The following is a 20,837-nucleotide window of genomic DNA, read 5'->3' as shown; positions in this document are numbered from 1 at the left end:
GGCGGCCACAGTATGCCCCGTGGCCGCCGTCGCGAAACCGGGCGCCGGGTCAGGCGCCGCGCAGCACCGCCCCCAGCCGGTCGGCGGCGACCGCCACGGCGGCGTCGCGGGCGGCGAGCGCCTCCTCGCCGGTGAGGGTGCGGTCGGCGGCGCGCAGCGTGAGCTTGTACGCCAGCGACTTGCGGCCCTCGCCGAGCTGCTGCCCGGAGTACACGTCGAAGAGCCGGACGGACTCGAGCAGTTCCCCGGCGCCCTCGGCCAGCGCCGTCTCCACCTCGGCGGCCGGGGTGGCCGCGTCGACGACGAGCGCGACGTCGATCAAGGCCGCCGGGAAGCTCGACAGCCGCGGGGCGATCGACACGGGCGGGATCGGCACCGCGTCGAGGTCCAGCTCCATCGCCACGGTCCGGCGGGGCAGGTCGAGGTCGGCGCAGACCGCCGGGTGCAGCTCGCCGGCGTGCCCGACGACGGTGTCGCCGACCAGCAGCGCCGCGCAGCGGCCCGGGTGCCAGGGCGCCTGCGCCGCGGCCCGGACGGTCAGCTCGACGCCGGCCGCCGCGGCGACCGCACGGGCCGACTCGACCGCGTCGGCCCAGTCGGCCGGGCGCCCGCCGCCCCACCAGCCGGCCGGCTCGGCGTCGCCGGCGATGACGGTGGCGACGTGCCACGGCTGGTGCGGCAGCAGCTCGTCGACGGCGGCGAGCTCCTCGGTGCTCGGCGGCCCGTCGTTGCCGGCCGCCGGGGCGACCCGCAGCGGCCCGCCGGGCAGGAAGACCAGCCCGATCTCGAACAGCGCCAGGTCGCGCAGGCCCCGGCCGAGGTTGCGGCGCAGCGCGGCGAGCAGCGGCGGCAGCAGCGTGGTGCGCAGCTGCGGCTCCTCGTCGGAGAGCGGGTTGCGCAGCAGCACGGCGGCGCGGCGCGGGTCGTCCTCCGGCAGGCGCAGCGCGTCGAGCGCGGCCGCGCCGACGAACGGGTAGCACAGCGTCTCGACGTAGCCCGCGTCGGCGAGCGCCCGACCGACGGTGCGCCGGCGCCGCTGCGTGGCGGTGAGCCCCCGCCCGGGCGGGGCGATCGGCAGCACGCTGGGGATCCGGTCGTACCCGTCGAGGCGCAGCACCTCCTCGGCGAGGTCGGCCGGGTCGTTGAGGTCGTGCCGCCAGCTCGGCGGGGTGACCGTGAGCGTGTCGCCGGCGGCCACGACCTGGGTGCCGATCATGGCGAGGATCTCCAGCACCCGCCCGGCCGGGTAGTCGACCCCGGCGAGCTCCGACGGGCGCGTCACGGACATCGTGATCGGCTCGGGCGGTACCACCGCATAGACATCGGTCACACCGGCGGACACCGTGCCGCCGCCGTGCTCCGCCAGCAGCGCCGCCGCCCGGGCACAGGCGGCCGCGGTGATCTGCGGGTCGACGCCGCGCTCGTAGCGCTTGCCGGCCTCGCTGGGCAGCTTGTGCCGGCGGATGGTGCGGGCGACCGAGCGCGGCTCCCAGTGCGCGGCCTCGAAGAGCACGTCGACCGTGGCCGGCGAGACCTCGGTGGTGGTGCCGCCCATGACGGCGGCGAGCGAGACCACGCCGGTGGCGTCGGCGATGACGATGTCCTCCGGGTCGAGCCCGCGGGTGACGCCGTCGAGCGTGGTGAGCTTCTCGCCGGCCCGCGCGCGGCGGACCACGAGCGGGCCGGTGAGCTGCCCGAGGTCCCAGGCGTGCATCGGCTGGCCCATCTCGATCATCACGTAGTTGGTGATGTCGACCGGCAGCGAGATCGCCCGGATGCCGGCCGTGGCCAGCCGGTTCTTGATCCACTGCGGGGTGGCCGCGGCCGGGTCGACGCCGCGCACGGCGACGGCGGTGAACCGGTCGCAGGCGATGCTGTCGAGGACCTCGATGGGGTACGCCTCGGTGCCGTCGCCCTCGAGCGGCACCACGGCCGCGACCGGGTCGCGGTAGGCGCCGCCGAGGGAGTGCGACAGCTCGCGGGCGATCCCGCGCACGGAGAAGCAGTACCCGCGGTCGGGCGTCACGTTGATGTCGACGACGACGTCGTCGAGCCCGACGATCGGCCGCGCCTCGTCGCCGGGCTTCGCCGTGTCCGGGGGCAGCACGATGATCCCCTCGTGGTCGTCGCTGACGCCCAGCTCGCGACCGGAGCAGATCATGCCGTTGGAGATGTGCCCGTAGGTCTTGCGCGCGGCGATGGCGAAGCCGCCGGGCAGCACCGCGCCGGGCAGCGCGACGACGACCAGGTCACCCTCGGCGAAGTTGCGCGCGCCGCAGATGATGCCCTGGGGCTGTTCGCCGCCGACGTCGACGAGGCAGTACCGGATGGGCTTCTTCAGCCCCTGCAGCTCCTCGATCGACTCGACCCGCCCGACGAGCAGCGGCCCGGTGACGGTGGCACCGGCGTCGACCAGCTCCTCGACCTCGAGGCCGACCTTGACCAGGGCCTTCTCCAGCCCGTCGGCGTCGAGCTCGGCCGGGGTGTCGACGTGCTCGCGCAGCCAGGAGAGCGAAACGCGCACCTCAGGCCTCCCATCCGAAGGCCCGCGCGTAGCGCACGTCGCCCTCCACCATGTCACGCATGTCGGCCGCCTCGTTGCGGAACATCAGCGCCCGCTCGATGCCCATGCCGAAGGCGAAGCCGGAATACTCCTCCGGGTCGATCCCGCAGGCGCGCAGCACCCGCGGGTTGACCATGCCGCAGCCGCCCCACTCGACCCAGCGCGGGCCGTCGCGGTGCTGCGGGAACCACAGGTCGACCTCGGCGCCGGGCTCGACGAACGGGAAGTACGACGGGCGCAGCCGGGTGCGGGCCTGCGGGCCGAACATGCCCTTGACGAAGTTGTCGAGGGTGCCCTTGAGGTGGCCCATGGTGATGCCCTTGTCCACGACCAGGCCCTCGACCTGGTGGAAGACCGGGGTGTGGGTCGCGTCGAGCTCGTCGGTGCGGTACACCCGGCCGGGACAGATGATGTAGATCGGCGGCTTGCGGGTGGTCATCGTGCGCGCCTGCACCGGCGAGGTGTGGGTGCGCAGCACCACACGCGAGTCCTCCTCCCGGTGGGCTCCCCCGGCCTGGACGAAGAACGTGTCCATCATCGAGCGGGCGGGGTGGTCGGGGTGCATGTTGAGGGCGTCGAAGTTGTACCACTCCCACTCGACCTCGGGGCCCTCGGCGACCTCGTAGCCCATGCTCACGAACAGGTCGCCGACCCGCTCCATGATCTTGGTCAGCGGGTGCTGGGCGCCGGACGGGCGGCGGGCGGCCGGCAGGGTGACGTCCACGGCCTCCTCGCGCAGGACCCGCTCCTCGCGCTCGGCGGTGAGGTCCGCCAGCCGGGTGTCGTAGGCCGCCTGGATCGCGGCGCGGGCGACGTTGACGCGCTTGCCGGCGTCGGCCTTGGCGGCCGGGGGCAGCGCGCCGATCTCGCGGCGGGCCAGCGACACGGGAGCGCGGTCGCCGAGGTGCTGGGATTTCAGGGCGGCGAGGGCGTCGAGGTCGCCGGCGCCGGCGAACGCCTTACCGGCCGCGGCGACGGCGTCGTCGAGGGCGGCCTGGTCCAGCAGCGCGGCCTGTTTCGGATCGTACGGATCATTGCGGTACGTCATCGGACTCTTCCCACGGGAGATTGGCCTCGGACAGTGTAGTGAGGTCCGCCCGCCGGCCGTGGGAAGGAGTCAGGAGGGGTGAGTTCCCAGTCGCCCATCCATCATCAGCCCACCGTCGCCGGCGGGCCAGATAAACAGGCTCACGACTGCCTCCTCAACGCTTGCGCCGAAGTATACAGGCAGACGGCCGCGGCCGCCGCCAGGTTCAGGCTCTCGGCTCCACCGTACAGCGGCACCCGGACCCGCCGGTCGGCGTCGAGGTCCCTGGGCAGCCCGTGGGCCTCGGAGCCGAACAGCCAGGCGGTGGGCCGGTCGAGGGTGTCGAGGTCGAACAGGTCGGTGTCGCCGTAGCCGTCGGCGGCGAGCACCTGGATGCCGGCCGCGCGCAGCGCCTCGACGCAGGCGGCGGCGTCGCGGACCCGGACCACGTCGACGTGGAAGAGGCTGCCGGCGGAGGCGCGCACGGCCTTGCCGTTGTACGGGTCGACGGATTCGCCGGCGAAGACGACGGCGGTGGCGCCGGCGGCGTCGGCGGTGCGCAGGACGGTGCCGGCGTTGCCGGGGTCGCGGATGTCGACGCAGACGGCGGTGAGGCGGGGCGCGCGGTCGATGGCGGCGGCGAGCGGGACGTCCCGCTGGCGGCAGACGGCGACCAGGCCCTGGGGCTGGACGGTGTCGGCGAGCGCCTGGATCGCGGCCTCGTCGACGAGGGAGGCGCCGGCGGTCAGCTCCGGGTAGCGGGCGGCGGCCTCGGCGGTGGCGAAGGTCTCGGCGACGGCGCCGGTCCTGAGCGCCTCGCGCACGGCCTGCGGTCCTTCGGCCAGGAAGCGGCCGGTCTCGTCGCGGTCCCGGCGGCGGTGCAGGCGCCGGGCAGCGACGACCCGGGGCGTCCGAATGGTGAACACCCCGGGTCGCGACTGCTCGGTGCGCCGGTCAGGCTGCGGCAACGGCCGTCTTCGCCACCTGGACCAGGCCGCTGAACGCCTTCTCGTCGCTGACGGCGAGCTCGGCGAGGATCTTGCGGTCGACCTCGACGCCGGCGAGGCGCAGGCCCTGGATGAGCCGGTTGTAGGTCATGCCGTTGGCGCGGGCCGCGGCGTTGATCCGGGTGATCCACAGCTGGCGGAAGTCACCCTTGCGGTCGCGACGGTCGCGGTAGGCGTACTGCATCGAGTGCAGCACCTGCTCCTTGGCCTTGCGGTACAGCCGCGAGCGCTGCCCGCGGTAGCCGCTGGCGGTCTCCAGGACGGTGCGGCGCTTCTTCTGGGCATTCACTGCCCGCTTCACGCGTGCCACGGTTCGATTACTCCTCATGCGAGACCGGCTCGGGCAGTGCCCGGAAGGAGGCCGGTCGGGATTCTAAAGCCGAATGAACGTCGGGATTGCTGGGGGGAACTGCAGCGCCGCGTCTTATCGGCCGAGGAGCTTGTTGACCTTGCGGGTTTCGGAGTGTCCGAGCTCGACGTTGCCGCTCAGCCGCCGGGTGCGCCGGCTGGGCTTGACCTCGAGCAGGTGGCGCTTGCCAGCCGGTTCGCTGAGGATCTTGCCGCGACCGGTGATCTTCACGCGCTTCTTCATCCCGGAGTGCGGTTTGAACTTCGGCATGCTTGTGTTGCCCTTCATTCATCGGGTGCGCCGGCACCCTGCGCGATGGCGTCAGGGTGCCGCGGCGCGACGCACGCCGCCGGGGACCGCGCCAGTGCGGGGCCCGCCCGCACGACGCGGTGGTTGATATGACGGTGCTGTATTACGCCTGGTCGGCGGTGACGACCTCGGGCAGCTCGATGGCTGGTTCGCCCTCCGAGCTTGCGCCGCCGTCTGCCTTGGCCTCCCGGTTCTGGGAGGCCGCGGCCTTCACGTTGCGGTGAGGGGCCAAGACCATGATCATGTTGCGGCCGTCCTGCTTGGGCGCGGCCTCGACGAAGCCCAGCTCCGAGATTTCCTCCGAGAGCTTGCGCAGCAGCCGGAAACCAAGCTCCGGGCGGCTCTGCTCGCGGCCACGGAACATGATCGTTACCTTGACCTTGTCGCCCGCCTTCAGGAACCGCACCACGTGACCCTTCTTGGTCTCGTAGTCGTGCGGATCGATCTTCGGGCGGAGCTTCATCTCCTTGATGACGGTCTGCTGCTGGTTACGCCGGGCTTCCCGGGCCTTGAGCGCGCTCTCGTACTTGAACTTGCCGAAGTCCATGAGCTTGCAAACAGGCGGGCGTGCCATGGGCGCAACTTCGACCAGGTCCAAGTCCACGTCGGCGGCCAGCTGGAGCGCGCGCTCGAGCGGGACGATGCCCACCTGCTCACCCTCCGGGCCGACCAGCCGGACCTCACGTGCCCGGATCTGCTCGTTGACGCGTGGCTCGACGCTGATGTGGCCTCCTCAATAGGTGTTTCAACTCCTGTGGTCAACGCATCCCACGTGTCCGGCATTTCCGCCCGGGCACCGGCCCGAGCTTGGCTTGCCACGGGCAACGCCAAAAACCCCCGCCGCGCGTGCGCAGGCGAGGGCCGCTTCGACCGCCCCGCACTGCTGTGCGACACGGCCGGACCGGACCCGGCCGCCTCGATGAGCCGCACGGGTGGGGACCTCTGACGGTCCCGCTTCGGACACCCCGTCGGGACGGGATGCGGTCGACGCCGACTACTCTACCACGGTCGGTGACAAGCTCGCGGCGTGCAGGGACCGCAACCCACGGGCGGCCTTCACGGCGTAGTCCTTGTCGGCCAGTTGCACCGCCATGACCGCGATCCGCTCGTCGTCGTGCAGGTCAAGGGTGAGCCAGGGCGCGCCGCGGCCGAACGTCACCGCCCGCACCACCTCCCACGGCAGGTCGTAGCCGCCGATGATGTTGCGCACCCGGACCCCGTGCGCGTCGGCCTCGACCCGCGGCCGGGTCATCATGAGGATGCCGGCCGCGGCGCACAGGCCCAGGCCGATCATCGCCGCCTGGTCGCCGCGCTGGAAGTAGCCCGGCCCGTCGCCGGTCTTGCCGTGCAGCCCGAACGCGATCAGGGTGAAGACCACGACCACGACGAGCGCCAGGACATACGCGATGAACCGGGCCCGCTGAGGCCGGGCCCGGACCGCTGAAGGCGTGCTGCTCACGCCGCCCAGTCTGCCACTACAGGCGGCAGGCGTGGATTCCGGTCACCAGGATCGCGCGGGCGCCGACCTCGTAGAGCTCGTCCATGATCCGGTGCACGTCGACCTGCGGCACCATGGCCTGGACCGCCACCCAGCCCTCGCGGTGCAGCGGGGAGATGGTCGGCGACTCGATGCCGGGGGTCAGCGCGACCGCGGCGTCCAGCGCGTCGGCCTTCACGTCGTAGGCGAGCATCACGTACTGCCGGGCCACGAGCACGCCCTGCAGCCGGCGGAGCAGTTGCGGCACGCCCGGCGGGAGCTCCTCGGAGGCGCGGCGGATCAGCACCGCCGAGGACTTGAGGATGGGGTCGCCGAGCGTGTCCAGGCCGGCCTGGCGCAGGGTCCGGCCGGTCTCGACCACGTCGGCGATGACGTCGGCGACGCCGAGGCGGATGGCGTTCTCCACGGCGCCGTCCAGGCGGATGACCTCGGCGCGCACGCCGTGCTCGGCGAAATATCGCTCCATGACGCCCGGGTAGGCGGTGGCGACCCGCAGGCCCTCCAGGTCGGCCGGGGCGGAGCCCTTGACCGAGCCGGGCACGGCGGCGAACCGGAAGGTGGCCCGGCCGAAGTTCAGGTCGAGCACCTCCACGGCCGGGCTGCCGGCGTCGATGAGCAGGTCACGGCCGGTGATCCCGAGGTCGAGATCGCCCGAGCCGACGTAGGTGGCGATGTCGCGGGGCCGCAGGTAGAAGAACTCGACGCCGTTGGGCTCGTCGCGGCAGAGCAGGTCCTTGGGGTCGGAGCGCTGGCGGTAGCCGGCCTCCTGCAGCATCTGGGCGGCGGGCAGGGCGAGGGTGCCCTTGTTGGGCACGGCGATGCGAAGCATTTCGGCTGGTCTCCTGACGGGTGACGGGGTTTGCCGGGGAAGGACGGGACCGAACTACAGATGTCGGTAGACGTCTTCCAGCGACAGCCCGGTCGCCAGCATCAGGCATTGCACCTGGTACAGCAGCTGCGACAACTCCTCGGCGGTGCGCTCCTGGCCCTCGTGCTCGGCCGCCATCCAGCTCTCGGCGGCCTCCTCGACGACCTTCTTGCCGATGAAATGCACGCCCTTCTCCAGCGCCGCCACGGTGCCGGAACCGGGAGTGCCGGCCGCCGCCTTGGCGGACAGCTCGGCGAACAGCTCGTCGAAGGTCTTCACGGGCTGGAATTCTCGCAGGCCGCGGGGCGGAAACGGAATCCGGTTACCGACACGCGTGCCCACCGTCACTCACCCGACGGTGAAGTCGTGGTCGTCCACCCACTGGGCCGTGCCGTCCTTCATCGCGACGTAGTAGGCCTCCACCGCGTAGTGGCCGGCCGGCAACTGCAGCGTCACCCGGGCCTCGCCGAGGGCCGGCGCGCCGGCGCTGAGCTGGACCACCTGCTCGTGCAGCAGGGTGCCGGTGGCGTCGCGGATGCGCAGGGTGACGGTGCCCTCGAACACGATCCCGGCCAGGTACACCGTGAACGTCTTGCCGACCTGCGCGCCCTGGGCCGGCTCGATCACCCAGACGGGGGCCTGGACGTCGACCATCGGGGCCTGGTGCAGCGATCCGGAGATGTCCGTGCCCCACAGGCTGGCGGCCGGCCGGCCGTCGATCAGCAGCCGGACGCCGTCCGCCCTCTTGATCGAGGTGTACGTCGCGGCCGCGGCGACCGTGTACACGAGCTGCTGTACCGCCAGGTCGGGCGGCCCGCCGGCGGGCGGGGCCGGGCCCACGTCGCCGAGGTCGACGGTCACCTGGGTCCCCTGGACGGTGACCGAACGGACGGTGACGGTCGGCGGCCACAGGCTGCGGTAGTCGGGGTCGGCCGCGTCCCCGGCCAGCGACTTGCGCACGGCCGCGGCGATCCGGCTCGCGTCGTCGTCCGGCGCGAGGACGGTGGGCCGGAACTCGCGGTACAGCCGGGCATTGCGGGCAAAGTACACGGGCAGATTCACCGCCTTCGGCCCCGTGACGGGGGCGCCGCTGGTCGGCGGCACACTGGGCGAGCTGTCCGGTTTTTCGGATTTCGTGGTACTAGGTACCTGCGGCCGATGCGGGTCGCGATCGGCCACGGCGACGGCTACCGCCCCGGCCGCGACCGCCGTGGCGACGGCGGCGGACGCGGCGACGAGGGCCAGCAGGCCGGGGCGCCGGCGGGCGGTGCGCATCCGGATGCGCGGCAGGGCGTCCGGCGACGGCTCCGCCTCGTCGGCGCGGGCGCGCAGGGCCTCGCGCAGGCGGTCCTCCGGGGTCTGGCCCGACGGCCTCATGGCGCTTGCTCCAGACTCTGCCGCAGCGCGGCCATCCCGCGCGCCGCGTGGCTCTTGACGGCGCCCCGGCTGACGCCCATGGCGTCGGCGATCTCGGACTCGGACAGCTCCGCGTAGTACCGCAGCACGATGGCCTCGCGCTGGCGAGTGGGCAGGCGGCGTACCGCGTCCAGAACCTCGCGGTGCCGCAGGAGGCTCAGCGCGCCGGTCTCCGCGCTGGCCACGACCAGCGGCTCGGCCGGACCGCGGGCGAGATGCCGCTCGGCGACCCCGCGGCGGCGCAGCGCCGAACGGGCCCCGTTCACCACGCTGGTGCGCAGGTAGGCGAGGGCCTTGTCCGCGTCGCGCAGGCGCCACCAGCGGCGGTGGAGGGCGACGTAGGCGTCCTGGACCACGTCCTCGGCCACCCCGTCGTCGTGCAGCAGCAGCACCGCCATCCGCACCAGCCCGCGGTAGTGCGCGGAGAACAGCGCGGCGATCGCGTCGTCCGCGCTCCACACCCGCGCGTCCTCGTCCCGCGCGGGTTCCCTGGGGGTCGCCACCTGCACCGGCCCACCGTCCCATGCCGCTGGCGCGGCGTCGGCCATCACACACGGACGACGCGCGGGTACGCCCATCGGTTTACCGTCGCGATCACCTGGTTACCCTGTCGATCGTGGATACGGAGCCGAAGTACACCGACGAAGAGTGGGGCCTGCTCGTCGGCCTCCCCCAGTCCGTCCTGATCGCCGCGTCCCAGGCCGAGGCGGACGGCAGCCGCCGCACCCGCGAGGAGTGGACGGCCGGCATGACCACGATCGCGGACGGCCGCGGCTCGGCCAGCCCCCTGGTGAAGCTGGTCGCGGCGGAGGTCGTCGCGCGCCAGGGCGACGTCACGCACGGCGACGAGCCGCCGGTCATCGAGTTCCCGGACCGCGACGCCGGCCTCGCCGACGTGATCGCCCGGGCGAAGGCCGCCCACGAGCTGCTGGCCGCCAAGGCCGCGCCCGCCGACGCCGAGGCCTACCGCTTCTGGCTGGTCACGATGGCCGACGAGGTGGTCGGCGCGGCCCGCACCGGCGGCGTCCTGGGCGTGGGCGGCGAGCAGGTGACCCCGGCCGAGCGCACCTTCCGCGACGAACTGGCCGCCGCGCTGGAGGTCTAGCGCCTGTATCACAGTCGGTCACAGCCATTCGTTGATCGCGGCGATGTGCACCGCGGCTTCGTAGCCCCCAGGTGCGCCACCCCGGGCCGCGGCGGCGCGGATGCGCTCGACCCGCACTCCACCGCGTGGCACCGCTGGCGAGGTTACGGGGTCGAAGCCGGTGCCCGGCCGCCCTCGACCCCGGCTTGCGCCCTCCCACGCCGCCAGGATCCAGCGGCCGACTCAACCCCGCCGATCCACAACGGCGCGCCCCCAGCGGCCCCGCCCCGCCGCGCGCGGCGCTGGTGGCCCTGCGGCCGGCGCGGCGGGCGGCCGGCGCGGCGTTTTGCTTCCGCGATCATGCACCGGACGCGTCCACCGGCTGGGATCCTCATGATCGCGGAGCGATAGTGCCGCTCCTGGTACATCATCGCTCCACGATCATGGAGATCCCGCCATTCGGGACGCTTCTCGGCATGATCACGGAGAGAAAGCGCCGCACCGCGGGCCCTTTACGGTTCTTGGTCGTTCAACCAACGACCAGGGACCTCGCTCATCGCCGATCTCGACACGCCCGAACCTCAGCGCGGTCCGCCAATACCGCCGACTTCGACACAGGCCTTAGCGCGCCGCGACGCCCCGCCGCGTCAGGACTTGGCGACCTGGCGCAGGGCGCAGGCGGCGTCGAGGGCGGCCAGGGTGGCGGCGTAGCCCTTGTCCTCGGCCGAGTCCTCGAAGCCGGCCCGGGCCCTGGCCTGGGCGTAGTTGTCGACGGTCAGCACGCCGTGCGCCACCGGGGTGGACTCGTCCAGGGCCACCCGGGTCAGGCCGTCGGTGACGGACTGGCAGACGTACTCGAAGTGGGACGTGTCGCCCCGGATCACCACGCCGAGGGCGACCACGGCGTCGACGCGGCGGGCCAGGGCCTGGGCGAGCACCGGCAGCTCGACCGCGCCGTCGACCCGGGCGACCGTGATGTGGTCGACGTTGGAGGCCTCGCCGGCCTCGATCGCCCGGTCGAGCATGTGGTCGACGAGTTCGTTGTGCCACCGGGTCGCGACGACGCCCAGCGTCAGTCCCGTGCCGTCCACGCGCTCCCGGACGGGAACACCAGTACCAGCCATTACGCAAGTCCCTCCGCGACCTCGTCGAGCTCGTCCAGCAGGTGCCCCATCCGGTCCCGCTTGGTGCGCAGGTAGCGCACGTTCTCCGGGTTGGGCCGGGTGGGCAGGGGCACCCGAGTCAGCACGGACAGACCGTACCCTTCCAGGCCGGCCCGCTTGGCGGGGTTGTTCGTGAGAAGCCGCATCGTTTTGATGCCGAGGTCGACCAGGATCTGCGCGCCCACGCCGTAGTCGCGCGCGTCGGCGGGCAGGCCGAGGTCGAGGTTGGCGTCGACCGTGTCCCGGCCGAGGTCCTGCAGCTGGTAGGCCTGCAGCTTGTGGATGAGGCCGATGCCCCGGCCCTCGTGGCCGCGCATGTAGAGCACGACGCCCCGGCCCTCGGCGGCGACCATCTTCATGGACGCCTCCAGCTGCGGGCCGCAGTCGCAGCGCACCGAGCTGAACACGTCGCCGGTCAGGCACTCGGAGTGCACCCGGACCAGGACGTCCTCGCCGTCGCCGAGGTCGCCGTAGACGAGCGCGATGTGCTCGCCGGTGCCGTACTGCTGCGTGTAGCCGACGGCCCGGAACACGCCGTGCTCGGTCGGCAGCCGGGTCTCGGCGACGCGCTCGACCTGCTTCTCGGTGTGCCGGCGGTAGGCGATCAGGTCGGCGATGCTGATCAGCGCCAGGTCGTGCTCGGCGGCGAACTTGCGCAGGTCGGGCAGGCGCATCATGGTGCCGTCGTCGTTGACCATCTCGCAGAGCACGCCGGCCGGGCGCAGCCCCGCCATGGTGGTGAGGTCGATGGCGGCCTCGGTGTGGCCGGCCCGGCGCAGCACCCCGCCGTCCTTGGCGCGCAGCGGCACGATGTGGCCCGGGCGCGACAGGTCGGTGGGTTGCGTGTCGGGCGAGGAGAGCAGCCTGATCGTGCGGGCCCGATCGGCCGCGGAGATGCCGGTGGTACCGCCGAATCGCGCGTCGACGGTCACCGTGTACGCGGTGCCGCGCCGGTCCTGGTTGGTGCGGTACATCGGGGGGAGGTCGAGGCGGTCGGCCTCCGCCTCGGTGATCGGCACGCAGATGTAGCCGGACGTGTAGCGGACCATGAACGCGACCAGCTCGGGGGTGGCGAACTCGGCCGCGAAGATCAGGTCGCCCTCGTTCTCCCGGTCCTCGTCGTCGACGACGAGCACCGGCCGACCGGCCGCGATCTCCTTGACGGCCCGCTCGATCGGGTCCAGATCGGTGACGGGCCCCGTCGGGACGTCGTCTCCGCTCCGCTCCGGCGCCGCCCCGAGGCCGAAAGCGCCCTGAGCCAGCTGATGAGCGTCCCCTCCGCTCCGCTCCGGGGCGCTCATGACTGTGCCTTTGCGAGCAGCTTCTCTACGTATTTCGCCATGATGTCGACCTCCAGGTTGACCCGTTCCCCGACGCCCTTGGCGCCGAGCGTGGTGAGCTTGAGCGTGGTCGGGATCAGCCCGACCGAGAACGTGTCGTCGGTGACGGCCGTGACGGTGAGCGAGATCCCGTCCACGGTGATGGAGCCCTTCTCGACCACGTAGCGGCCAAGCCCGGCGGGCAGCGAGAACGTCACCGTCTCCCACTGGTCGCCGGCCTCCCGGGACAGGATCGCGCCGACCCCGTCGACGTGGCCCTGCACGATGTGGCCGCCGAGGCGGGTGGCGACGGTCGCGGCGCGCTCCAGGTTGACCGGGGCGCCGGCGCGCAGCGCGCCGAGCGTCGAGCGCTTGAGCGTCTCCCCCATCACGTCGGCGGTGAACACGCCGTCGGCGGTGTCGACGACGGTCAGGCAGACGCCGTTGACCGAGATCGAGTCGCCGTGGGCGGCGTCGGAGGTCACGGTCGTCCCGCGGATCGCGAGGCGGGCGGAGTCGCCCAGCTCGTCGATGCCGACGACCGTCCCGAGCTCTTCGATGATGCCGGTGAACACTGCTCACGCACCTTTCACTGTCGCCGTCAGGCGCACATCGGGCCCGACCCGGGCGAGATCGACAACGTCGAGCGTCAATGCCTCGGCGATGCTGGAAATTCCCGCGAAGCCCAGCGCGGCCGGGCCGGCGCCGAGCAGCTTGGGCGCGAGGTAGGCGACCACCCGGTCGACCAGCCCCGCGGCCAGGAACGCGCCGGCCAGCGTCGGGCCGCCCTCCAGCAGCGCGACCCGCACGTCGCGGGCATACAGCGCGCGGAGCATGGCGGCCAGGTCGACCCGGCCGTCCGGGCCCGGTGACACGACCCAGGTCGGCGCCGATGCGTCGAAGACCCGCAAGCCCCTGCCCCCGAGAGTGCCGGAGGCGGCGCCGTTGAGCGGACCGGCACCGTTGCCGTTGAGCGGACCGGCGCCGTTGAGGGGACCCGCGCCGTCGAGTGGGCCGGCACCGTTGGGCGGGGCGGCGCCGTTGAGGGGACCGGCGCTGTCGAGTGGGGCGGTGCCGTTGGGCGGGGCGGTGGCGGTGCCGGCGAGGGGGCGCGCGGTGGTCCCGGCGAGGGCGAGGGAGCGGGAGCCGGCGACGACGACCCGCAGCGGCTGGCGGGCGGCGAGCTCGCCGGCCGGGGAGCGCACGGTGAGCTGCGGGTCGTCGGCCAGCACGGTGCCGACGCCGGCGATGATCGCGTCGACGCCGGCGCGCAGCCGGTGCACGTCGGCGCGGGCGTCGGGCGAGGTGATCCACTTGCTGGTGCCGTCGGCGGCGGCGGAGCGCCCGTCGAGGGTGGCCGCGAACTTCCAGATGACGTAAGGGGTGCCCCGGGACACGGCGGTGAGCCAGCCCTCCATGGCGTCGTGGGCCGGCTCGTGCAGTACCGAACCCAGATCGACGGCGACCCCGGCGGACCGTAACGTCTCGGCGCCGCCCGCGGCCACCGGGTTGGGGTCGCGCACGGCGACCACGACGCGGGCCACCCCGGCCGCGACCAGGGCGAGGGAGCAGGGGCCGGTGCGGCCGGTGTGGTTGCAGGGCTCCAGGGTGACGTATGCGGTGGCGCCGCGGGCCCGCTCGCCCGCCTGGTGGAGCGCCCTGACCTCGGCGTGCGGCCCGCCGGCGGGCGCGGTGCGGCCCTCGCCGACGATGTCGCCGCCGGGCGCCACGATGACACAGCCGACGTTGGGGTTGGGGCTGGTCTCGCCGAGGCTCAGCCGCGCCAGCTCGATGGCGCGTCGCATGAACGTCTCGTCGTCTGCCATGGCCCTCTCCCGCGTGGTCCGAAATCACACGCGGGCGGGACGGCCGGACGATCCGGCACCTGCGGCGCCGGGATGCGCACGGTAGCCCACCGGACCGCCACGAGGACGGCACCGGATCCCGCGCGCTGAACTCCCATCCGGACTATGACCGTCGGCCCTGGAGTCACACCAGGTCCACCGGCCGATGGCTTCGACCGGGTCGCGGGCTGCCGGCCTGTAACAGGCCGATCACCGCCGGTTCGGAATTTCACCGAGCCCCGCCAGCGCGTGGTGGGTACTTGCCTTGAGTCTTACACAGAACCAGCGGTCCTTACCGGGCCTCGAGCCGGGATGTGCGTCACAGCTCGACCGCGCTGCGCCGGTCGACCGCCACGTAGTTGCCGTTGTGCTTCTTGGCCACCTTCTTCATCTCGGTGGCGATGGCGATGATCTCCCGCGGGTCGGTGAAGTGGCCGCTGGCCGGGGTGCCGATGGCCACCCCGATCGACAGCGTGACCAGGTTCGGGTACTGGACCTCGCCGGCGCGGGAGATGACCTCGATGTAGCCGCGCTGGGCGTCGACCGGGTCGTAGAGCGCGTCGGAGGCGGCCTGGAACTCCAGGATCGCCTTGGTGGTGAGCTCCTTGAGCTGCTCGGGCGTGCACACGAGGAGGAAGTCGTCGCCGCCGATGTGCCCGAGGAACGCCGGCGGCAGCCCGACCTCGACCACGGCCCGGTGCAGCGCCCGGGCGAGCGCGATGATGAACTCGTCGCCGCGGGCGAAGCCGTAGACGTCGTTGACCGGCTTGAACCGGTCGATGTCGACGTGCGACACGGCGAAGTCGGTGCCGGCCCGGGCCCGGTCGGTGATCTCCCGCAGGATCCGGGTGTTGCCGGGCAGCCCGGTCAGCGGCGAGACCTCCCGGTTCTCCTGGTTGCGCCGCAGCGTCGAGCGCACCCGGGCGACCAGCTCCATGGTGTCGAACGGCTTGACCAGGTAGTCGTCGGCCCCGGCCTGCAGCCCGATCACCTTGTCGGCGGTCTTGCCGCGGGCGGTCAGCAGGATCACCGGCATCGACGCGGTCATCGGGTCGGCCCGCAGCCGCCGGGTCAGCTCCAGCCCGTCGAGCTGCGGCATCATCCAGTCGACCACGACCAGCGCCGGCTGGTGCTGGTGGATGAGCCCGAGCGCGGTCGCCCCGTCGTGGGCCAGCAGCACCTCGAACCCCTCGAGGTCGAGATTGACCTTGATGAACCGGGCGATGTCGACATCGTCGTCGACCACGAGAATGACATCGCGCTCGCCCACCTGGACCGTCCCGTCTGTGCCACCGCAGCGCGGCCCGGAACGCCCGCGCAGTTGGCACGGTACCGTGCCACCCCCGGATCCGTCGCGGTCCGATCGCCCTGGGTTTCCCCCGGGCCGCGCCGCTCAGCCGCCGGCCGCGATCCCGCGCAGCTTGCGCACGGCCGCGGCGGGGTCCTCGGCGCCGTAGACGGCCGTCCCGGCCACGAAGGTGTCGGCCCCCGCCTCGGCACAGGCCGCGATGGTGTCCTCGGCCACCCCGCCGTCGACCTCGATGCGCAGCTCGAGCTGCCCGGCGTCGACGTGCCGGCGCGCGGTGCGGACCTTCTCCAGCAGCTCGGGGATGAACTTCTGCCCGCCGAACCCGGCCTTGATCGTCATGATGAGCAGCAGGTCGAAGTGCGGCAGCAGCTCGAGATACCCCTCCACCGGCGTGTCGCGGTCGATGGCCAGCCCGGCCCGGCTCCCGGCCGCCCGCAGGTCCTTGGCGAGGGCGACGGGATCGGTGGACGCCTCGGCGTGGAACGTGACGTTGTAGGCCCCCGCCTCCGCGTAGCCGGTCGCCCACCGCGCCGGATCGGCGATCATGAGGTGGCAGTCGAACGGCAGCGTGGTCGCCTGCTTCAGGCTCTGCACCACCGGCAGCCCGATCGTGAGGTTGGGCACGAAGTGGTAGTCCATGACATCCACGTGCAGCCAGTCCGCGGCCCCTTCGACGGCCCGGGCCTCCTCGGCCAGCCGGGCGAAGTCCGCAGCGAGGATGGACGGCGCAAGAACGATTTCGGGCACGGCTCGATTCTGTCATTAGTCAGCGGCGCCTCCGGCGCGGCGCGGCGCGGCGGGGGGTTCCCACCCCACACCCCCCATGACGCAAGCGCGCCACTTCTGCTGTCACTAGTCAGCGGCGCCTCCGGCGCGGCGCGGCGGGGGGTTCCCACCCCACACCCCCCATGACGCAAGCGCGCCACTTCTGCTGTCACTAGTCAGCGGCGCCTCCGGCGCGGCGCGGCGGGGGGTTCCCACCCCACACCCCCCCATGGCGCAAGCGCCACTTCTCCCGCGCTTCGCGCCCCTGGCGTGCACTCGTCAGCGGCGCCTCCGGCGCGGCGGGCTGTGCCGTGCGTGTGTGGTGGCGCTCGGCGGGTAGTGGCATGGCGTGCCCGTCGCGGACCGGCAGCGGCCTGCGCGCCCCAACGCTCTGGGGCGGGCGCGATCGGCGATCACGTCCCACCCGTCGGGCGCCGCAGCCCGCGAGGCACGGCGCAGCGGCCGGAAGTCTCCGTGATCATGCGCAGCCCGGCATCGGCACCAACGGTTTTTCGTGATCGTGGAGTGGTGATGTACCCCCGTGTACCGAAAGGTTCCGGGATCATGGCAAACCCGTGGTTCAGTCAACGCGGGCAGCATGATCACGGAGACTTTCATCCGGTCCCTGGCCGCGCTGCCTCCCGCGTCTTCGGGGCGGCGCGGCGGGGGCGGGCGGGCTGCGAGAATGGCCGGCATGGATGTCGTCGAGGCGATCGTGGCCGATCACGTACGGTTCGAGCAGCTGCTGCGGGTGTTGCGGGCGCGCGATACCGACGCCGGGGCCGTGCGGGCGCGGCGGATCGCGGCGCGGGGCGAGCTGGCCGGTCTGCTCGTCGGGCACGCGATGGCCGAGGAGTCCGAGGTGTACCCGAAGCTGCGCGAACTCGCCGGGGGCGGGGCCCATGCCGAGCACGGTGCGGACGAACACATCGACGGGCATCGCAAGCTCCTCGCGCTGCTCGACGTCGCCGACGTGCTGTCGGCCGAGTTCGAGCGGGCCGTGGGCAAGCTGTCCAACTCTCTCGCGCACCACCTCGACGAGGAGGAGCGGACGCTGCTCAACGACGCCCGCACGCAGCTGGACGCGCCGACCCGCGCGGCGCTCGGCGCGGCCTGGGTCGCCGAGCGGGACCGGCTGATCGCCTCGGGCTGCGGCCGGCGCGACGCCGTCGCCGCGCTCATCCCGGACGCCGCCGGCTGAAAGCGGCGCCGGGTCAGGCCGTGCGGCCACAGCTGAACCGCCAGGCCCCTGCCGGTCTCGGGCAGCACCGCCGGCCGAGGGCGACGCCGCCAGCCGAGGGCGACGCCGCCAGCCGAGGGCAGCGCCGCCAGCCGAGGGCAGCGCCGCCAGCCGAGGGCAGCGCCGCCAGCCGAGTCAGGAGGTGCGGCGCAGCAGGGCGACGAACATCGCGTCGGTGCCGTGGCGGTGCGGCCACAGCTGCACCGTCGGGCCGGTGCCGGTCTCGGGCAGCGCGGCCGGCAGGTAGGGGCGCGCGTCAACCAGGTCCATCTCGATCGGCGACCGCCGGGCCGCCTCGGTGACCGACACCTCGGTCTCGGCCTGGTGGGGCGAGCAGGTGACGTAGGCGACCACGCCGCCCGGGCGCACCGCGCGGAAGGCGGCCTGCAGCAGTTCCCGCTGCAGGCGGGTCAGCGGCGGCAGGTCGGCGGGGCGGCGCCGCCAGCGCGCCTCGGGGCGGCGGCGCAGGGCGCCGAGGCCGGTGCAGGGCGCGTCGACCAGGACCCGGTCGAAGCCGCGCTCGGGCAGGTCGGGGTCCTTGCCGACGTCGCGGCCGTCGGCGTTGATGGTGTACACCGGCAGGCCCTTGGTGGCCTGCGCGACGAGGGCGGCCCGGTGATGGGCCACCTCGACGGCCGTGACGTGCGCGCCGCGCTCGGCGGCCAGGGCGCCGAGCAGGCCCGCCTTGCCGCCCGGGCCGGCGCACAGGTCGAGCCAGCGCTCGTCCGGGCCGGTGACCGGGGCGTCGGCGAGGACGCCGGCGACCAGCTGGCTGCCCTCGTCCTGCACGTGGGCGTGGCCCTGGCGGATGGCGGGGATCGCGGCCGGGTCGCCGCCGCCGGCCAGGACGACCGCGTAGGGCGAGTACCGGCCCGGGGAGGCCCCCGGCAGCGCACCGGAGAGATCGGCGGGCGTGATGAGGCCCGGGCGGGCACAGAGGTGTACCGGCGGCGGAAGATTGTCGGCATCGAGGGCCAGCTCGGCCTCGTCGAGCGACCCCAGCGCGTCCGCGAAGGCGTTGACGATCCACTCCGGGTGGGCGTGCACGAGCGCGGCCCGGGCCACCGGATCGGCCGGGGCCAGCCGGTCCAGCCACGCGGCCCGGTCGGCCTCCCCCACCCGGCGCAGCACCGCGTTGGCGAACCCGGCCGCGCCCGGCACCAGGGAACGGACCAGGTCGACCGTGGTCGCGACGGCGGCGTGCGCGCCGACGCGCATGTGCAGCAGCTGGTACGCCCCGATGCGCAGCGCGTCGCGCACCGGCGGGTCGATCCGCTCCACGGCGCGGTCCGCGGCCGCCGCGACGATCGCGTCGAGGGTGCCGGTCTGGCGCAGCGTGCCGTAGGTCAGCTCGGTCGCGAACGCCGCGTCGCGCCCGGTCACGCCGTTCTCGCGCAGCAGCCGGGGCAGCACCAGGTTGGCGTAGGCGTCGTCGCGGTGCACGGCCGCGACCGCCTCGTAGGCGGCCTCCCGGGCCGGGTCGATCGCCGGGCGGCCGCCCCGCGGCGGGCGGGCCAGCCGGTCGTCGCGACCGCCGGCGGGCCGCTGACCGGGGCCGCGCCGGGGTGCGGGCCGGATCAAGACACGCGCTCCCCGGACTCGACGCGCGCACCGCGGGCCCACGCGTCGGCTGGCATCGCCTTCTTGCCCGGCGCGGTGACGGTGCCGAGCACGACGGGCACGGTGCCGGTGCCGACGAGCACGCGGTTGCGCTCGACGGTGACCACGCCCGGGTCCGGGGTGGGCGCGCCGCCGATGACGGTGGCGGCGGTGAGCGGGGTGACCGGCCCGAGCTTGAGCCGCTCGCCCCGGAACGTCGTCCACGCCCCCGGCGCCGGCGTGCAGGCCCGGATCCGCCGGTCGACGGCGAACGCCGGATCGGCCCAGCGCACCGCGGCGTCCTCCACGGTCAGCTTGGGCGCCAGCGAAATACCTTCATGCGGCTGCGGTACCGCCGACAGCTGCCCGGTCGCGATCCCGTCCAGGACCCGGACCAGCAGCTCCGCCCCCGAGCGGGCCAGGCGCTCCAACAGGTCGCCGGAGGTGTCGCGGGGCCCGATCGGCTCGGTGAGCGTGCCCAGCACCGGCCCGGTGTCCAGCCCCTCCTCCAGCAGGAAGACGCTCGCCCCGGTGATCTCGTCGCCGTGCAGGACCGCGTGCTGCACCGGCGCGGCGCCCCGCCACGCCGGCAGCAGCGAGAAGTGCAGGTTGACCCAGCCGAAGCGGGGGATGTCGAGGGCGGCCCGCGGTACCAGGGCGCCATACGCGACCACGGGGGCGCAATCGGGCTCCAGGGCGCCCAGCTCCTTCAGGAACTCCGGGTCGCGCGGCTTCGCCGGGGTCAGCACCGGGATGCCGCGCTCGCTCGCCCAGGCGCTGACCGGCGAGGGCACCAGCTGCCGGCCCCGGCCCGAGGGCGCGTCGGGCCGGGTGACGACCGCCACGAGCTCGTGCTCCGAGGCGGCGATGGCGTCGAGGGCGGGCAGGGCCACGGCCGGCGTGCCCGCGAAGACCAGCCTCATCGGAGCCCGAACGGCCCGTGCGGGCTCGCCTTGACCACCGGCGGGGCCTCGGGGTTGTACCACTCCGCCGCCCGGATCTCCTTCATCGCCTGCTTGCGCCGCTCGGCGTCGAGCCGGTCGAGGAACAGCACGCCGTCGAGGTGGTCGGTCTCGTGCTGCGCGCAGCGGGCCATCAGCCCGGTGCCGACGATCTGGATCTCCTCGCCGTGCTGGTTCACGCCCTTGGCGATGACGTGCTGGCGCCGCTTGGTGTCGACGTACACCCCGGGGATGGACAGGCAGCCCTCGGGCCCGTCCTGCTCCTCCTCGTCGGGGAACTCGAGCACCGGGTTGATCAGGTGCCCGACGACGTCGTCGACGTCGAAGCTGAACACCCGCAGCCCGACCCCGATCTGCGGGGCGGCGAGGCCGGTGCCGTTCTGCTGTTTCATGGTGTCCAGCAGGTCGCTCACCAGCCGGCGCAGCTCCTTGTCGAAGTCGACGACCGGGTCGGCGGGCGTGCGCAACACCGGGTCGCCGAACAGGCGGACGGACTGGACGGTCAAGCGGCACCT

Annotated in this window: 22 protein-coding genes and 1 riboswitch; of the genes, 2 read left to right on the top strand and 20 right to left on the bottom strand. The window is 73.5% G+C overall.

Annotated features, from left to right (window positions below; translation table 11 throughout):
• Nucleotides 1-49 precede the first annotated feature (49 nt).
• The 11 genes from pheT to ACQPXD_RS10395 form a co-directional block, all read right to left on the bottom strand.
• Nucleotides 50-2,524, bottom strand: coding sequence for a phenylalanine--tRNA ligase subunit beta (gene pheT, locus ACQPXD_RS10445; RefSeq protein WP_432837164.1), 2,475 nt, complete (start codon nucleotides 2,522-2,524; stop codon nucleotides 50-52).
• A 1-nt stretch (nucleotide 2,525) separates the two neighbouring features.
• The gene (gene pheS, locus ACQPXD_RS10440) at nucleotides 2,526-3,611 is read right to left on the bottom strand and encodes a phenylalanine--tRNA ligase subunit alpha (RefSeq protein ID WP_432837162.1); all 1,086 of its coding nucleotides are present in this window, start codon (nucleotides 3,609-3,611) and stop codon (nucleotides 2,526-2,528) included.
• Between the two features lie 140 nt (nucleotides 3,612-3,751).
• Complete coding sequence (locus tag ACQPXD_RS10435; RefSeq protein ID WP_432837160.1) at nucleotides 3,752-4,558, bottom strand: TrmH family RNA methyltransferase; 807 nt, start codon at nucleotides 4,556-4,558, stop codon at nucleotides 3,752-3,754.
• Nucleotides 4,545-4,907 (bottom strand): 50S ribosomal protein L20, encoded by a 363-nt coding sequence (gene rplT, locus ACQPXD_RS10430; protein ID WP_432837158.1) that lies wholly within the window; start codon nucleotides 4,905-4,907, stop codon nucleotides 4,545-4,547. The genes ACQPXD_RS10435 and rplT overlap by 14 nt, the downstream gene beginning before the upstream one ends.
• Nucleotides 4,908-5,021: 114 nt before the next feature.
• Nucleotides 5,022-5,216 (bottom strand): 50S ribosomal protein L35, encoded by a 195-nt coding sequence (rpmI, locus tag ACQPXD_RS10425; RefSeq protein ID WP_432837156.1) that lies wholly within the window; start codon nucleotides 5,214-5,216, stop codon nucleotides 5,022-5,024.
• Between the two features lie 142 nt (nucleotides 5,217-5,358).
• On the bottom strand, nucleotides 5,359-5,979 hold the full coding sequence (gene infC, locus ACQPXD_RS10420) for a translation initiation factor IF-3 (RefSeq protein WP_432843781.1): 621 nt from the start codon (nucleotides 5,977-5,979) through the stop codon (nucleotides 5,359-5,361).
• A 270-nt stretch (nucleotides 5,980-6,249) separates the two neighbouring features.
• Entirely contained in the window at nucleotides 6,250-6,714 is a 465-nt protein-coding gene (locus tag ACQPXD_RS10415) for a PH domain-containing protein (protein WP_432837154.1), read from the bottom strand.
• Between the two features lie 16 nt (nucleotides 6,715-6,730).
• The gene (gene hisG / locus ACQPXD_RS10410) at nucleotides 6,731-7,582 is read right to left on the bottom strand and encodes an ATP phosphoribosyltransferase (RefSeq protein ID WP_432837152.1); all 852 of its coding nucleotides are present in this window, start codon (nucleotides 7,580-7,582) and stop codon (nucleotides 6,731-6,733) included.
• A 54-nt stretch (nucleotides 7,583-7,636) separates the two neighbouring features.
• Complete coding sequence (locus tag ACQPXD_RS10405; RefSeq protein WP_432837150.1) at nucleotides 7,637-7,900, bottom strand: phosphoribosyl-ATP diphosphatase; 264 nt, start codon at nucleotides 7,898-7,900, stop codon at nucleotides 7,637-7,639.
• A gap of 69 nt (nucleotides 7,901-7,969) precedes the next feature.
• Entirely contained in the window at nucleotides 7,970-8,683 is a 714-nt protein-coding gene (locus ACQPXD_RS10400; RefSeq protein ID WP_432837148.1) for a Gmad2 immunoglobulin-like domain-containing protein, read from the bottom strand.
• Nucleotides 8,684-8,994: 311 nt separating this feature from the next.
• Nucleotides 8,995-9,546, bottom strand: coding sequence for a SigE family RNA polymerase sigma factor (locus tag ACQPXD_RS10395; protein WP_432837146.1), 552 nt, complete (start codon nucleotides 9,544-9,546; stop codon nucleotides 8,995-8,997).
• A gap of 107 nt (nucleotides 9,547-9,653) precedes the next feature.
• Between ACQPXD_RS10395 and ACQPXD_RS10390 the strand changes: the two genes are divergently transcribed.
• Complete coding sequence (locus ACQPXD_RS10390; protein WP_432837144.1) at nucleotides 9,654-10,142, top strand: hypothetical protein; 489 nt, start codon at nucleotides 9,654-9,656, stop codon at nucleotides 10,140-10,142.
• A gap of 626 nt (nucleotides 10,143-10,768) precedes the next feature.
• Here the strand turns inward: ACQPXD_RS10390 and ribH are convergent.
• The 6 genes from ribH to rpe all read right to left on the bottom strand — a co-directional run bounded on the left by ribH (nucleotide 10,769) and on the right by rpe (nucleotide 16,503).
• The gene (gene ribH, locus ACQPXD_RS10385; RefSeq protein ID WP_432837142.1) at nucleotides 10,769-11,245 is read right to left on the bottom strand and encodes a 6,7-dimethyl-8-ribityllumazine synthase; all 477 of its coding nucleotides are present in this window, start codon (nucleotides 11,243-11,245) and stop codon (nucleotides 10,769-10,771) included.
• Entirely contained in the window at nucleotides 11,245-12,585 is a 1,341-nt protein-coding gene (locus tag ACQPXD_RS10380) for a bifunctional 3,4-dihydroxy-2-butanone-4-phosphate synthase/GTP cyclohydrolase II (RefSeq protein ID WP_432837140.1), read from the bottom strand. The genes ribH and ACQPXD_RS10380 overlap by 1 nt, the downstream gene beginning before the upstream one ends.
• Nucleotides 12,582-13,178, bottom strand: coding sequence for a riboflavin synthase (locus tag ACQPXD_RS10375; protein ID WP_432837138.1), 597 nt, complete (start codon nucleotides 13,176-13,178; stop codon nucleotides 12,582-12,584). The genes ACQPXD_RS10380 and ACQPXD_RS10375 overlap by 4 nt, the downstream gene beginning before the upstream one ends.
• Nucleotides 13,179-13,181: 3 nt before the next feature.
• Complete coding sequence (gene ribD / locus ACQPXD_RS10370) at nucleotides 13,182-14,429, bottom strand: bifunctional diaminohydroxyphosphoribosylaminopyrimidine deaminase/5-amino-6-(5-phosphoribosylamino)uracil reductase RibD (protein ID WP_432837136.1); 1,248 nt, start codon at nucleotides 14,427-14,429, stop codon at nucleotides 13,182-13,184.
• A gap of 120 nt (nucleotides 14,430-14,549) precedes the next feature.
• A riboswitch (FMN riboswitch) is annotated at nucleotides 14,550-14,698 on the bottom strand.
• Nucleotides 14,699-14,766: 68 nt separating this feature from the next.
• Nucleotides 14,767-15,717: a GGDEF domain-containing response regulator gene (locus tag ACQPXD_RS10365; RefSeq protein WP_432837134.1), complete on the bottom strand. Its 951-nt coding sequence runs from the start codon at nucleotides 15,715-15,717 to the stop codon at nucleotides 14,767-14,769.
• A 123-nt stretch (nucleotides 15,718-15,840) separates the two neighbouring features.
• A complete protein-coding gene (rpe, locus tag ACQPXD_RS10360; protein ID WP_432837132.1) occupies nucleotides 15,841-16,503 on the bottom strand; it encodes a ribulose-phosphate 3-epimerase in 663 nt (220 codons plus the stop codon).
• 712 nt (nucleotides 16,504-17,215) lie between these two features.
• Between rpe and ACQPXD_RS10355 the strand changes: the two genes are divergently transcribed.
• Nucleotides 17,216-17,722 carry a hemerythrin domain-containing protein gene (locus ACQPXD_RS10355; RefSeq protein WP_432837130.1) on the top strand — a complete coding sequence of 169 codons (507 nt, stop codon included), beginning with the start codon at nucleotides 17,216-17,218 and terminating at the stop codon, nucleotides 17,720-17,722.
• A gap of 174 nt (nucleotides 17,723-17,896) precedes the next feature.
• Here ACQPXD_RS10355 and ACQPXD_RS10350 read toward each other — a convergent pair whose 3' ends face one another.
• The 3 genes from ACQPXD_RS10350 to def are packed head-to-tail and all read right to left on the bottom strand — an operon-like array spanning nucleotide 17,897 to nucleotide 20,828.
• Nucleotides 17,897-19,342 carry an RsmB/NOP family class I SAM-dependent RNA methyltransferase gene (locus tag ACQPXD_RS10350; RefSeq protein ID WP_432837128.1) on the bottom strand — a complete coding sequence of 482 codons (1,446 nt, stop codon included), beginning with the start codon at nucleotides 19,340-19,342 and terminating at the stop codon, nucleotides 17,897-17,899.
• Nucleotides 19,339-20,283: a methionyl-tRNA formyltransferase gene (gene fmt / locus ACQPXD_RS10345; RefSeq protein ID WP_432837126.1), complete on the bottom strand. Its 945-nt coding sequence runs from the start codon at nucleotides 20,281-20,283 to the stop codon at nucleotides 19,339-19,341. The genes ACQPXD_RS10350 and fmt overlap by 4 nt, the downstream gene beginning before the upstream one ends.
• A complete protein-coding gene (gene def, locus ACQPXD_RS10340; protein WP_432837124.1) occupies nucleotides 20,280-20,828 on the bottom strand; it encodes a peptide deformylase in 549 nt (182 codons plus the stop codon). Before def ends, fmt begins: the two co-directional genes overlap by 4 nt.
• Between the last annotated feature and the right edge of the window lie 9 nt (nucleotides 20,829-20,837).

It is taken from the genome of Dactylosporangium sp. CA-092794 (assembly GCF_050948465.1).
GTDB lineage: Bacteria > Actinomycetota > Actinomycetes > Mycobacteriales > Micromonosporaceae > Dactylosporangium.
This window is presented reverse-complemented; position numbering and strand designations above follow the sequence as displayed.